At 61.5% G+C, this 12,671-nt stretch carries 13 protein-coding genes; 8 read left to right on the forward strand and 5 right to left on the reverse strand.

Annotated elements, in window-relative coordinates:
- The first annotated feature begins 121 nt into the window (after positions 1–121).
- Positions 122–1,174 carry an HD-GYP domain-containing protein gene (locus CWE01_RS02050; RefSeq protein ID WP_100938854.1) on the forward strand — a complete coding sequence of 351 codons (1,053 nt, stop codon included), beginning with the start codon at positions 122–124 and terminating at the stop codon, positions 1,172–1,174.
- A gap of 110 nt (positions 1,175–1,284) precedes the next feature.
- The gene (locus CWE01_RS02055) at positions 1,285–3,258 is read left to right on the forward strand and encodes a bifunctional diguanylate cyclase/phosphodiesterase (RefSeq protein ID WP_100938855.1); all 1,974 of its coding nucleotides are present in this window, start codon (positions 1,285–1,287) and stop codon (positions 3,256–3,258) included.
- 44 nt (positions 3,259–3,302) lie between these two features.
- On the opposite strand, the gene CWE01_RS02060 is transcribed toward CWE01_RS02055, so the two are convergent.
- A complete protein-coding gene (locus CWE01_RS02060) occupies positions 3,303–3,548 on the reverse strand; it encodes a co-regulatory protein PtrA N-terminal domain-containing protein (RefSeq protein ID WP_100938856.1) in 246 nt (81 codons plus the stop codon).
- A gap of 147 nt (positions 3,549–3,695) precedes the next feature.
- Complete coding sequence (coaA, locus tag CWE01_RS02065; protein ID WP_100938857.1) at positions 3,696–4,622, reverse strand: type I pantothenate kinase; 927 nt, start codon at positions 4,620–4,622, stop codon at positions 3,696–3,698.
- A gap of 244 nt (positions 4,623–4,866) precedes the next feature.
- Between coaA and nadA the strand changes: the two genes are divergently transcribed.
- Positions 4,867–5,925: a quinolinate synthase NadA gene (nadA, locus tag CWE01_RS02070; protein WP_100938858.1), complete on the forward strand. Its 1,059-nt coding sequence runs from the start codon at positions 4,867–4,869 to the stop codon at positions 5,923–5,925.
- Between the two features lie 17 nt (positions 5,926–5,942).
- On the opposite strand, the gene CWE01_RS02075 is transcribed toward nadA, so the two are convergent.
- The gene (locus tag CWE01_RS02075) at positions 5,943–7,376 is read right to left on the reverse strand and encodes a M48 family metalloprotease (protein WP_100938859.1); all 1,434 of its coding nucleotides are present in this window, start codon (positions 7,374–7,376) and stop codon (positions 5,943–5,945) included.
- Positions 7,377–7,504: 128 nt separating this feature from the next.
- Here CWE01_RS02075 and CWE01_RS02080 point away from each other — a divergent pair, with 128 nt between their 5' ends.
- Entirely contained in the window at positions 7,505–7,744 is a 240-nt protein-coding gene (locus tag CWE01_RS02080) for a sulfurtransferase TusA family protein (protein WP_100938860.1), read from the forward strand.
- 7 nt (positions 7,745–7,751) lie between these two features.
- On the opposite strand, the gene CWE01_RS02085 is transcribed toward CWE01_RS02080, so the two are convergent.
- Both CWE01_RS02085 and CWE01_RS02090 read right to left on the reverse strand, forming a co-directional pair.
- Positions 7,752–8,225: a peroxiredoxin gene (locus tag CWE01_RS02085; RefSeq protein WP_100938861.1), complete on the reverse strand. Its 474-nt coding sequence runs from the start codon at positions 8,223–8,225 to the stop codon at positions 7,752–7,754.
- A gap of 10 nt (positions 8,226–8,235) precedes the next feature.
- The gene (locus tag CWE01_RS02090; RefSeq protein ID WP_100938862.1) at positions 8,236–8,796 is read right to left on the reverse strand and encodes a glycine cleavage system protein R; all 561 of its coding nucleotides are present in this window, start codon (positions 8,794–8,796) and stop codon (positions 8,236–8,238) included.
- A gap of 327 nt (positions 8,797–9,123) precedes the next feature.
- Between CWE01_RS02090 and dapA the strand changes: the two genes are divergently transcribed.
- Genes dapA through purC form a run of 4 tightly spaced genes read left to right on the forward strand, consistent with a single transcriptional unit; the run spans position 9,124 to position 12,624 of the window.
- Positions 9,124–10,002 carry a 4-hydroxy-tetrahydrodipicolinate synthase gene (gene dapA, locus CWE01_RS02095; protein WP_100938863.1) on the forward strand — a complete coding sequence of 293 codons (879 nt, stop codon included), beginning with the start codon at positions 9,124–9,126 and terminating at the stop codon, positions 10,000–10,002.
- A 17-nt stretch (positions 10,003–10,019) separates the two neighbouring features.
- Positions 10,020–11,123 (forward strand): outer membrane protein assembly factor BamC, encoded by a 1,104-nt coding sequence (bamC, locus tag CWE01_RS02100; RefSeq protein WP_100938864.1) that lies wholly within the window; start codon positions 10,020–10,022, stop codon positions 11,121–11,123.
- 3 nt (positions 11,124–11,126) lie between these two features.
- Positions 11,127–11,927, forward strand: a complete 801-nt coding sequence (locus CWE01_RS02105) for an MBL fold metallo-hydrolase (protein WP_100938865.1) — start codon at positions 11,127–11,129, stop codon at positions 11,925–11,927.
- The gene (purC, locus tag CWE01_RS02110) at positions 11,914–12,624 is read left to right on the forward strand and encodes a phosphoribosylaminoimidazolesuccinocarboxamide synthase (RefSeq protein WP_100938866.1); all 711 of its coding nucleotides are present in this window, start codon (positions 11,914–11,916) and stop codon (positions 12,622–12,624) included. The genes CWE01_RS02105 and purC overlap by 14 nt, the downstream gene beginning before the upstream one ends.
- Positions 12,625–12,671 lie beyond the last annotated feature (47 nt).

The following is a 12,671-nucleotide window of genomic DNA, read 5'->3' on the forward strand; positions in this document are numbered from 1 at the left end:
ATATCTCGATGAAAGCCGCTCCACTTTGAAAGGGTGGCCCGCGCAGGTGGACCTGGTGTGCTTTTGTCGGTATCGGCCGCGCCCGTTTCGACGGGACACTGGTCATGGGAGTGACGGATTTATGTTTTCCAAAATCAATACTGAAAGTGAAATCGTCATTATCGATGATGTTTCGCTCAACCATCGGCTGTTGGAGTCGTGCTTGCGGGCCTATGGGCTTCGCAACATCAGAACGTTCTCCGACTCCGCCGAAGGGCTGGCCTGGCTACAGTCGAACCCCTGGGACTTGTTGTTACTGGACCTGTATATGCCGGCGCCCGATGGTTTCGAGATTCTTGAGCGGCTCAAGCAGCGCAGCCGGACCGAATCGCCGATCATTATCGTGACGGCCCTGAACGATCCGCAAAACCGGCGTAAAGGGTTGGAGATGGGCGCCAACGACTTCGTCTGCAAACCCATCGATCTACCCGAGGTGCTGTTGCGGGTGCGCAGTTGCCTGGAGTTGGCTCAGGCCACCCGGTTGTTGCGCGATGCCAATGTCGAACTGGAGCGCAAGGTTGAACGACGAACGGCCCAGTTGGAGGCCGGCTACCAAGCCATCGCCAACAGTCTGGGGCGGGCCGCCAGTTATCGGGGCAACGATACGCTCAACCATGTCCGGCGCATCGGCGATTGCGCGGCCCTGTTGGCCAAGGCTGTTGGTATGTCCAGGCAATGGTGCGAACTGATTCGTCTGGCGGCACCAATGCATGATGTCGGGAATATCGGCATAGACGACGCCATATTGCGAAAGCCCGGGGTGCTGACGGCGCGGGAGCGGGAGATCATGCAGGATCATCCGCGCATTGGTTATGAAATCCTGCACGACAACAGCGGCTCTCCGGTCACCGATCTGGCGGCGGAGATTGCCCTGGCACATCACGAGCGGTGGGATGGCACCGGTTACCCCAACCAGTTGCAAGGCGAGGCGATTCCGCTGTCAGGCAGGATCACGGCGATCTGTGATGTCTATGAAGCGCTCAGAATGCCACGCCCCTACAGGGACGCGTGGAGCGCCGAGCGCTCGCAGGCATATCTTTGTGAGCAGTCCGGCCGGCATTTTGATCCGCAGCTCGTGGATAATTTCTGCAGTTTGCTGGATGAGATCGAGGTTGAGCGACTGCGCTTGCTCTAAAGAAATGAATAGCGGCGCCGACAAGGATATTGACCATATCTGTTTTGGTCCGGCTACCTGAAAGGGACGAGCGCTGCACGCCTTCACTGCGCAGACAGAGAGGCATTCCTATGACAAAAAAACTCCTGGCCAGCCTGCGGACCCTGATGTCCGTGCCCCATGACAATCCCAAGCTGCTGCGGGCCCAGTACGTCGCCTTGTCGCGTCAGCTACCGCTCATGTACCTGGTCTTGCTGCTCAATATGTGGGCGCTGGCCATCACTCACCTGACCACCGCCCCCTTGTGGCTGACATTCGTCATCCCGCTCGCCATGACGGTGGTCTGTGTGGCGCGCGCCTGGATGTGGTTGCGTAGCACCGGGCGCTTGCCGGCCGATGCGCAGATCCTTGCCTCACTGCGGCGAACCAACCAGCTGGTGCCCTTTATCGCCGGCGCCTTCACGTCCTGGTCCCTGGCCCTGTATCCCTACGGCGACGCCTATTCACAGTCGCAAATCGCCTTTTTCATGGGGATTACGGTGATCGTCTGCATTTTTTGCATGATGCACCTGCGACCCGCGGCCCTGACCGCCACGTTGGTGGTCAACGTCGCGTTCGTGGTTTTTTTCGCCTCGACCCACAACCCGGCCTTTATTGCCACGGCGGTGAATGTCCTGTTGGTGTCGCTGGCGATGTTGATCATCCTGCAGCATCACTACCACGACTTCACCCGGTTGGTGAATGTGCAGGCGCAGACCGAACAACTGAGCAACGAGAACCTGCGATTGGCCAATCAGGACAGCTTGACCGGGTTGCCCAACCGGCGACAGTTCTTCAGCACCCTGGAGAGCACCATGTACCAGGCAATCGCCGAGGAAAAGCGCCTCGCGGTAGGGATCCTCGATCTCGACGGATTCAAGCCGGTGAACGATCTCTACGGCCACAGCGTTGGCGACAAGATTCTGGTCATGGTCGGCCAGCGCTTGCGGCAGTTGGTCGATGCAACGGTGCATGTGGCGCGGCTGGGCGGGGATGAGTTCGCCCTGGTGCTTGAAGGCGATCTCAGTGACGAGGATTTGCAAGCTTTCGGCAAGACCGTGTGTGAGCAGTTGCACGTCGAGTTTCTGCTGGTCGATGTGCCGATCCAGATCGGTGCCACCCTGGGCATTGCCACGTTTCCCGAGGGCGCCGCGAGCGCCATACAGCTTTTCGAATACGCGGACTATGCACTCTACCAGGGCAAGCGCCATAACCCGGGCTCGATGTGCCTGTTCTCGGCCAGCCATCGTGAGCAATTGCACCGTGACGCCATCATCGAGCAGGCGCTGCGCAGGGCGGTGCTGGACAAGGAGTTTTTCGTGCTGTTCCAGCCGATCCTCGACTGCGGCAGTCGTGAGACCGTTGCCTTCGAAGCATTGGCCCGTTGGGACAGCCCGGAGTTGGGCCTGGTATCCCCGGCGCAGTTCATCCCCATTGCCGAGCGCATCGGCCTGATCAATCGCCTCACGCTGCCGTTGTTGCGGCAGGCGCTGGGGATGGCGCGGTTCTGGCCTGAAGGCATGCGGCTTTCATTCAATCTGTCGGTCCACGACTGCGGTTCTCGCGACAATGTGCAGTCGATTATCGATGTGATCACGGTCAGCGGCTTCAATCCGGCGCATCTGGATCTGGAAATCACCGAAACCGCGGTCATGCAGGATATCCCCCAGGTGCAATGGGCGATCGGGCGGTTTCGTCAGCTGGGCTGCGGTATTTCGCTGGATGATTTCGGCACGGGTTATTCGAGCCTGAGCCAGTTGCATGCCCTGGCGCTGACGAAACTCAAGATCGATCGCAGCTTCGTTGCCGACATTCATGTCAACCCCGCGAGCTACAAGATCGTCAAGTCGCTGGTGGCCTTGAGCCTCGACATGGAGTTGGAGTGCGTGGTCGAGGGGATCGAGACCCGGGAGGAGCTCAAGGCCCTGTGCAGCCTGGGGTGCATGCAGGTGCAGGGGTTTCTCTTCAGTCGTCCGGTAGCGTTCGCCGACACCCTGGTCTGGTTGGCCCAGGCTGAGGTGCGGCGACGGCAATGGGAGGTCGAGCAGGTGCTGAGTTCAGCGTGAGGGGATCTTCGACAGCGTATTGTGAGGTGCCCGTGGGCACCTGTTCAGGGCTGGTCGACAGACCTTTCCTCGGGAGGCACTGAACCTGCTATCCGAGCCGCCAGACGGGCTTTGGCGGCTTCCTGGGCGCTGACAATGGCCTTGGCATCCTGGCGCTCGAGAAAGTGTGCCATCGACTCGTCGCGCTGGGCCTGCATGCGCGCGGTCACGCGACTGCTACCGCCTTCGGCGAGTGCCGTGAGTGGGACGCTCAACAAGGTGACGCTCAACAATGTGCCGAGGAGCTTCATGGTGACTCTGCATGAGTGATAGGAAGTAGAAATGGCCGAGCGGCGCTCATAATGCGAGTGCTGGCGAATCGGCCCGCTCCCTGCGACCTGAATTATATGACAGGTTACTGCCAGTTTTCGAAGGGCGATAGCCTCAGCGTAGCACCCTTAACGCAACCAGATCTCACTGACTGAGTGGTCAGACGCCTTGCGCAGCACCAGATCGGCCCGTTCGCGGGTCGGCAGGATGTTTTCCAGCAGGTTGACCCGGTTGATATCGCGCCAGATCTGCCGCGCGGCTTCGGGGGCTTCCTCGGGCGTCAGGTCGGCCAGTTTGCGGAAGTACGCACCACGAGCACGGAACGAGGTTTTCTGCAGCATCAGGAAGCGCGCCACGTACCAGTGCTCGATGTCTTGTTCATCGGCATCCAGGTACACCGAGAAATCGAAGAAGTCGGAGACGATGGTCGAAGGTTTCAGCCCGTCGACACCATCGGTCTGCAGCACGTTGAGGCCTTCGAAGATCAGGATGTCCGGCTGGTCGATCAACTGGAACTGATCGGGCACGATGTCGTAGCTGACATGGGAGTAGATCGGCGCCTCGATGTTGTGCTCGCCGGCTTTCACCGCCGCGAGGAACTTGACCATGTGCTTGCGATCGTAGCTTTCCGGGAAGCCCTTGCGGTGCATGATGCCATCGGCCACCAGCTTGCTGTTGGGGTAGAGGAAACCGTCGGTGGTGACCAGGGCAACGTTGGGGTGATCCGGCCAGCGCGCCATCACGGCCTGCAGCACGCGGGCAAAGGTGCTCTTGCCGACCGCAACGCTGCCGGCGATGGCAATGATGTAAGGGCCACGGTGGGTCGGGCGACCGAGGAAGGTGTCGCGGATGCCCGTCAGTTGGCGCGCGGCGGCGATGTGCAGGTTGATCAGCCGCGACAGGGGCAGGTAGACGTTGGCGACGTCTTCCAGGGAGACGTCTTCGTTCACGCCGCGTAACGCCGACAGATCTTCTTCCGAGAGGGTCAGCGGCGTGCTCGCACGCAGTTCCGCCCACTCGTTGCGGGTCATTACGAGGTAGTCATCGGGTATCATCGGTTGCCGTCCAGGCCTCTTCAATGGGCGGATTATCCAACGCTTTGCCCCCACTTGTCCGAAGATCAGAATAATCTTTTGAATTCATTGGATATTCTGTAGCCTTGCGGCGCTGCAAAGCAGTCCATGCCTGATGGATTCACTCTCCCGGTCCATACGTTGCACCTAATATCCCGTCTCGGAAAGGGGCGGGGGCCGGGGTATACTCGACTTTCGCGCTCTCGCGCCTGCAGGTCTTGCGAACATGACGCAGATTTCCGAACGCCTTCTGGTTCAAGCCCACCTTGATGCCAAGCAACCCAAACCCCTGAGTGCCGCCGAAGAGGCGCAGCTGCGTGCGGATATCGCCGCCGAGCTCAAGGCCCGGGATGCGGTGCTGGTGGCCCACTTCTATTGCGATCCGGTGATCCAGGCCCTGGCCGAGGAGACCGGGGGCTGTGTCTCCGACTCCCTGGAAATGGCCCGTTTCGGTGCCGCCCATCCGGCCAAGACGGTCCTGGTGGCCGGCGTGCGCTTCATGGGCGAGACCGCCAAGATCCTCACCCCGGAAAAACGCATCCTGATGCCGACCCTGGAAGCGACCTGTTCGCTGGACCTGGGTTGCCCGGTGGACGAGTTTTCCGCGTTCTGCGATCAGCACCCCGAGCGCACGGTAGTGGTCTATGCCAACACCTCGGCGGCGGTGAAGGCGCGGGCCGACTGGGTGGTGACTTCCAGTTGCGCGCTGGAGATCGTCGAGAGCCTGATGGACAACGGCGAAACCATTCTCTGGGCGCCGGACAAGCACCTGGGGCGCTATATCCAGAAGGAAACCGGCGCCGATATGTTGCTCTGGGACGGTGCCTGCATCGTCCACGAGGAGTTCAAGTCCAAGCAGTTGGAGGACATGAAGGCGCTGTATCCCGAGGCGGCGATCCTGGTGCACCCCGAGTCGCCGGAGTCGGTGATCGAGCTGGCCGATGCGGTGGGTTCCACCAGCCAGTTGATCGCGGCGGCGCAGCGTCTGCCGAACAAGACCTTTATCGTGGCTACCGACCGCGGCATTTTCTACAAGATGCAGCAGCTGTGCCCGGACAAGGTGTTTATCGAGGCGCCAACGGCCGGTAACGGCGCGGCGTGCCGCAGTTGCGCGCATTGCCCGTGGATGGCGATGAATACCCTGGAGCGCACCTTGCAGTGCCTGCGCGAGGGCAGCAACGAGATCTTCGTCGACCCGGCGGTGATCCCCCGCGCGGTTCGCCCGCTCAAGCGCATGCTGGATTTCACCCAGGCGGCGCGGATGAAACTGGCGGGGAATGCCTGACGGGTGTTGGGCGGCTGTCAGCCGCCCATCAGATCCTTGACCATGCGCTCCTGATCAATCAACTCCTTCTGGCGTGCATCGATGCGTGAGGCCAGTTGGAAGTTCGGCGCGCGGCGCTTGGCGAAGTCCAGCTGCTGGATCGCCTGCTTGAAGTCGCCCACCAAGGCAAAGTACTCGGCCCGCGCCTGGTGCAGGCCGATGATATTGCCGGCCTGCCCACGGGTTTCGGCGAGCTGATACCAGACATCCGGGTCATCCTGGCGAGTCTTCAACAAGTCGTCCAGGCCCTTTTCCGCCTCGGCCGGACGATTCTGCTTGATCAGCAGGTCGATGCGTTCCTGCTTCAGCGGGTAGCTGGCGGGATATTGCAGCAACATCTTTTCGGTCCGTTGCAGCGCCTCGGGGAACCGACTGGCCGCCGTGTCCAGGTCGATCTGCGCCAGGTTGTAGGTGATGTCGTTGGGTGACTTGTCCAGCAGCGGCTTGAGGGTCGCGCGCGCCTCGTTCAACTGCGTGCCCTTGATCTGCGCGATGGCCAGGCCATAACGCGCCACATCGGACTTGGGGTTCTCGTCCAGCTGCGCACGGAAGCGCTTGGCCGCCAGGCCTGGCGAGTCTTCATAGGACAGGATCACCCGCGCCCGGATCAACTGATAACGCAGGCTGTCCTCGATACCGCCGGGCTTGGATTGCTCGGCGCGGTTGCGGGTGTCGGCGATCCGTGACTCGGTGACCGGGTGGGTCAGCAGGAATTCCGGCGGCTTGGCGTCAAAGCGATAGATACGCATCAGGCGCTCGAACATGGTCGGCATCGAGCGTGGGTCGTAACCGGCTTTTTCCAGGGTGAGGATGCCGATCCGGTCGGCCTCCTGCTCGTTCTGGCGGGAGAAGCGCTGTTTCTCCTGGAACGCCGCGGCCTGGGTGCCGGCGATGGTGGCAATACCGGCATCACCGCCGCCGGCCGCCGCGATCACGATTCCGGTCAGCAGCGCCGCCATCATCGGCAGTTGCATGCGTTGCTGGGCTTCCACGCCCCGGGCGAAGTGGCGTTGCGACAAGTGCGCCAGTTCGTGGGCCAGCACCGCGGCGTACTCGCCCTCGGTCTGGGCGTTGAGGAACAGGCCACCGTTGATCCCGACAATCCCGCCGGGGGCGGCGAAGGCGTTGAGCTGGTTGCTGTCGATCAGGATGAACACCAGCCGGCGGTCCTGGACCTGGCTGCTTTCCGCCAGCCTGTAGACGGTGGTCTCGACGTAATCCTTGAGCTGCGGGTCATTGAGTTGCTTGACCTCGCTGCGCAACAGGCTCAGCCAGGCACGGCCCAGCTGGAACTCCTGTTGCGGGGAGACAATGGCGGAACTGGCGTCGCCGAGTGACGGCAGGTCGTCGGCGAAGCCTGGGGAGGCGAGCAGGCAAGCGAGCGTCAACAGGGTAGGGCGCAGAAAGGTCATGCACAGGGCTCTGGTCGGGCAAAGTCCTTACTGTAGCCGGACACTGGGCTTGCGACCAGAGCTGCTTCCACTTGGGGTATTCTAGGCGCTTCGAACCGACCATCCGGCAGCGCGCCAGGAGTGAAGCAATGACCGAAGTTGTAGAGCACGACGCCGAGCTGGACGCCAGTGGCCTGAACTGCCCGCTGCCGTTGCTCAAGGCCAAGCTGGAGCTCAATCGCCTGGCCAGCGGCGCGGTGCTCAAGGTGATTGCCACCGACGCCGGATCGCAGCGCGATTTTCGGACTTTCGCCAGGCTTGCCGGACATGTCCTGATTCATGAAGAGGAAGCGTCCGGCGTTTACCGCTACTGGTTGCGCAAGGCCTGACGCAGGCTCAGGCCTTGTTCAGCGCCTGGGCTGCCGCGAGTACCGCGTCGACATGGCCCGGTACCTTCACGCCACGCCATTCCTGGCGCAACACACCGTTGGCATCGATCAGGAAGGTGCTGCGGTCCACGCCCAGGTATTCCTTGCCGTAGAGCTTCTTCAACTTGATCACGTCGAACAGCTGGCAGACGGCTTCGTCCTTGTCACTGATCAGCTCGAACGGGAATTCCTGCTTGCCCTTGAAGTTCTCGTGGGACTTCAGGCTGTCGCGGGACACGCCGAAGACTTCGGTGTTGGCGGCCTGGAAGGCGGCGAACTGGTCACGAAAGCCCTGGCCCTCGGTGGTGCAGCCCGGGGTGCTGTCCTTGGGGTAGAAATAGATCACCACCTGCTTGCCCTTGAGGTCGGCGAGGCTGACGGTCTGCCCGCTGGTGGCCTGGGCCTGGAAATCGGCGACGGGTTGATCGATAACGACGGCCATGGGAGTTTCCTTACATTGGGTTCTGTGGGCGCCACGGTTCGATCAGCGCGTCGAGGTTCATCGCGTCGGCGAAGTCCAGGAACTGATCGCGCAACCAGCTGATCTGCACGCCGGCAGGCAGGGTCACGGTAAAGGTGGCGTTGAGCATGGTGCCGCCGGTCTGGGGCGCCAGGTAGGTGTCGCAGGTCAGGTTTTCCAGCTCGACGTTGTGGTCCATGAAGAACTGGCACAACTCGTTGATGATGTCCGAGCGATAGGCCGAGCTGACATAAGCGACGTACGGCAGTGCCTGGGGACGACTCTCCAGGGCACCGCTGCGCACCACGCTGACGATGAAGGCGTGCTTCTTCGCCAGGTTCGGCAGGCCGGCTTCCAGGCGCGCCAGGGCGTCCCAGCTGCCGGAAATCTGCAGGACCAGCGCGCTGTACTCGCCATGGCGGGTCAGGCGCGAGGTTACGACGGCGCAGCGATTTTCATGGCTGGCGCGGCACAGGACGTTGGTCAGCTCCATGGGGTTGGCGCCGAGGGCACTGATAACAAGGAATTGTTCGCGGACTGTGGGGGTGGACATGCAGCATTCCTAAAGCGATGAGCGGTCAGTACCTTGGGGGCAGTCAGGGGCTGGGTTCGGGTATCCGGATGCGGATGGCGAGGCCTGGAATCGAGCGCTGATGCCGGTTGCCGCCTCGCAGAGGACGGGCGGCGGCCAGGCCGGAGCGGGCTTCGGGCAGCGAAAATGGAGGCTGGAACCCGGCACATGAGCGACTCAGTACCGATCAAAGTCTGAAGGGTAGCGAAAACCTGCGCTCAGGGGAATGCTCATAGACAGTACTTCGCTTGTACAAGCCTGATGGCGCCAGTACCATTACCGCTCTCTTTTTCCGGCAGGAGCGGTTGCATGATTGCGGGCAGTATGGTGGCACTGGTCACACCCATGGATGCACAGGGTCGTCTTGACTGGGACAGCCTGAGCAAACTGGTGGACTTCCACCTGCAAAACGGCACCAACGCCATTGTCGCGGTCGGCACCACGGGTGAATCGGCCACTCTCGATGTGAACGAGCATATCGAAGTGATTCGTCGCGTGGTCGACCAGGTGGCAGGTCGTATCCCGGTGATCGCCGGTACGGGCGCCAATTCGACGCGTGAAGCGATCGAACTGACCACCAACGCGAAAACCGCTGGCGCCGACGCGTGCCTGCTGGTGACTCCTTATTACAACAAGCCGACCCAGGAAGGCCTGTACCAGCATTTCCGCGCTGTTGCCGAAGCTGTCGACATCCCGCAGATCCTCTACAACGTTCCGGGCCGTACTGCGTGCGACATGCAGGCCGAGACCGTGATCCGCCTGTCGAGCGTACCGAACATCATCGGCATCAAGGAAGCCACCGGCGACCTGGCGCGAGCCAAGGCGATCCTGGCCGGTGTGAGCAGCGATTTCCTGGTGTATTCCGGTGATGACGCCACCGCGGTCGAGCTGATCCTGCTCGGCGGCAAGGGCAACATCTCGGTGACCGCCAACGTTGCACCCCGTGAAATGAGCGCGATGTGCGCTGCGGCCATGGCCGGCAAGGCCGATGAGGCCCGGGCGATCCACGAAAAACTGATGCCGCTGAACAAGACCCTGTTCATCGAATCCAACCCTATCCCCGTGAAATGGGCACTGCATGAGATGGGCTTGATGCCGGACGGTATCCGTCTGCCGCTCACCTGGCTCAGTGCTGCCTGTCACGAACCGCTGCGGCAGGCCATGCGCCAGTCCGGCGTCCTGGTTTAATTGAGGAAATACCCCGCATGAAGCGATTGGCCGGACTTTCTGCACTTGCCTTGATTATCTCCAGCACCAGTGGCTGCGCCTGGCTGTGGGGCCCGGAAGGTTATTTCCGCGACCGCGGCAGCGACTACCTGGACTCGAAACAAATACCGGCCATGCAATTGCCGGCGGACGTCAGTACCAGCAAACGTCTTGACCCGTTGCTGCCGATTCCGCGCAACGTTGCCGACGACACCGCCAAGGGCCCGTTCGAAGTGCCGCGTCCGCTGCCTTTGCAGGTTGCGGCCAGCGCCAGCGACTACAGCCTGCAGAAAAGCGGCGATTCGCATTGGGTCATGGCCCAGCACACGCCGGCCGAAGTCTGGCCTGTGGCTTTGCAGTTCTTCCAGGACAACGGTTTCCGGATCGACGCGCAACGCCCACAGACCGGTGAATTCACCACGGCCTGGCAGCGTTCCAGCGAACTCTCGGCAGCCATGGGCAAGCGCCTCGCGGCGGGTGACAACGAAACCCGCGTGCGGGTCCGTATCGAGCCTGGCGTGCAGCGCAATACCAGCGAAGTCTACGTGGTCAGCGCCCAGCGCCCGGCCGGTAGCACCGCCAACGTCGACTTCACTGCGCATTCGGTCAACCTCGGCGTGGATTCGGCCCTGGTCGACGAAATGCTCTCGAGCATGAGCCGCAGCGCCGAGAAGGGCGGTTCGGTGTCCTTGCTGGCCGCGCGTGATTTCGATACCCCGAGCCGTGTCAGCCTGAGCCAGGACGGCAGCGGCAACCCGGTGCTCAACGTCGGTGAAGACCTCGACCGTGCCTGGTCGAGTGTCGGCCGCGCGCTGGAGCAGGGCGAGTGGCGTGTCGAAGACATCAACCGTACCCTGGGCCTCTACTACATCAACCTGGCGGAAAAAGCCGAGAAGAAGAACGACGAGCCTGGCTTCTTCGCCCGTATGTTCGGCAGCAAGCCGAGCAAGGAAGAGATCGAAACCCGCGCCGTGCGTTATCAGGTTCGCCTGAGCAAGGTCGGCGACAACGTTCAGGTCACCGTCGAGAAAGACATCAACACCGTGGCACCGGCCGATGTGGCCCGTCGGGTGTTGGGCGTGATTCAAGACAACCTGGGCTGATCGGTGCGCTTTGCCGTTCTCGGCAGTGGTAGCCAAGGGAACGGCACGCTGATCGCCAGTGAAGACACGCTGATCCTGGTCGATTGTGGTTTCTCGCTGCGGGAAACCGAGCGACGTCTGGCGCGCCTTGGGGTGAGTCCGACGCAACTGAGCGCGATTCTGGTGACCCACGAACATGCCGACCACGTGCATGGCGTGGGTTTGCTGTCTCGGCGCTACAATCTACCGGTGTATCTGAGCCGTGGCACCTTGCGCGGCCTGCGCAAGCCCATCGAGCCAGCGGGTTTCGTGGCGGGTGGCGAGACCTTGCAGATTGGCGGCTTGAGCATCGAAGTGGTGTCGGTAGCCCACGATGCCCTTGAGCCGACGCAGTATGTGTTCAGTGACGGTCGGCGGCGTTTCGGCCTGCTGACCGACCTGGGTTCCTATTGTGGCAGGGTCATGGACAGCTACAGCGGTCTCGATGCCTTGATGATCGAGTCCAACCATTGTCGCGATCTGCTGGGTCGTGGGCATTACCCGGCCTTTCTCAAGCAGCGGGTCGGTGGTGAACTGGGACATTTGAACAACCACCAGGCCGCGAGCCTGGTGGCCGAGTTGGGCTGGCAGGACCTGCAACACCTGGTACTGGCCCACCTGAGCAGCAAGAACAACCTGCCGCGGCTGGCCCGGCAATGTTTTGTCGACACCCTTGGGTGCGACCCGGACTGGCTGCAATTGGCCGATCAAGATTCAGGGCTCGACTGGCGACATATCGCCTGGCCCAACAACTTAACAAGCGGAGCCCATCATGGAAAAACGTGAAGAACTCTACCGCGGCAAAGCCAAGTCGGTTTACAAGACCGATGACGCCGACCGTTTGATCCTGCTGTTTCGCAACGACACCTCGGCGTTCGACGGCAAGCGTATCGAACAACTGGACCGCAAGGGCATGGTGAACAACAAGTTCAACGCCTTCATCATGCAGAAGCTCGAAGCGGCCGGTATCCCTACCCAGTTCGACAAGCTGCTGGGCGACAACGAATGCCTGGTGAAGAAGCTCGACATGATCCCGGTGGAATGCGTGGTGCGTAACTACGCGGCCGGCAGCCTGGTCAAGCGCCTGGGCGTGGAAGAGGGCCTGAAGCTCAACCCTTACACCTTCGAACTGTTCCTCAAGGACGACGCCAAGGGCGACCCGTTCATCAACGAATCCCACGTCGTGGCGTTCGGTTGGGGCACTGCCGAGCAATTGGCGAAGATGAAAGAGCTGTCGCTCAAGGTCAACGAAGTGCTGAGCCAGCTGTTCGACGAAGCCGGCCTGCTGCTGGTGGACTTCAAGCTGGAATTCGGCGTATTCCACGGCCAGATCGTGCTGGGCGACGAGTTCAGCCCGGACGGCTGCCGCCTGTGGGACAAGGAAACACGCAAGAAGATGGACAAGGACCGCTTCCGCCAGGGCCTCGGTGATGTCATCGAAGCCTACGAAGAAGTCGCCAACCGTCTGGGCGTACCGCTGTAATCGACGCAAGCATCTGATAGCACGTAATTTTTTTGCAGTTGGGGCTT

This window comes from Pseudomonas sp. QS1027 (genome assembly GCF_002814235.1).
Taxonomy (GTDB): domain Bacteria; phylum Pseudomonadota; class Gammaproteobacteria; order Pseudomonadales; family Pseudomonadaceae; genus Aquipseudomonas.